Annotated in this window: 1 protein-coding gene; it reads left to right on the top strand. The window is 61.8% G+C overall.

Translation table 11 applies throughout. The features are described from left to right. On the top strand, positions 1-419 hold a 419-nt coding region (locus AB4Z23_RS28710), incomplete at both ends, for a LysR substrate-binding domain-containing protein (RefSeq protein WP_441361340.1).

Genomic DNA, 419 nt, shown 5'->3' with positions numbered 1-419 from the left:
GGACAGCATTGACTGCGTGCTGCGTGTCGGACCACTTGGCGACTCCGGCCTGATCGCCCGCAAAATCGGCGACCTCCCCCTGATCAATGTGGCCAGCCCCGGTTATCTCTCCGCGCATGGTACACCTTGTACTCCCCACGATCTCGGTAAGCATCTCGCTGTCAATTACGCCTCGCCCTCGACAGGTCGAGTCGAGGAATGGGAGTGGATCGAGGACGGTCAGGTACGCAAACTGCCGATGCGCGGCCGCGTTACCGTCAACAGCGCCGAAGCTTACATTGCCTGCTGCACCGCCGGCCTCGGCCTCATCCAGATCCCGGCTTACGACATCAGGCACCACCTCGAAGCCGACGAACTTGTCGAGGTGATGCGAGGCCATCGGGCAGAGCCCATGCCAATGACACTGCTCTATCCCCACC

Source organism: Agrobacterium sp. MCAB5, assembly GCF_052114365.1.
Classification (GTDB): Bacteria; Pseudomonadota; Alphaproteobacteria; order Rhizobiales; family Rhizobiaceae; genus Agrobacterium; species Agrobacterium tumefaciens.
This window is presented reverse-complemented; position numbering and strand designations above follow the sequence as displayed.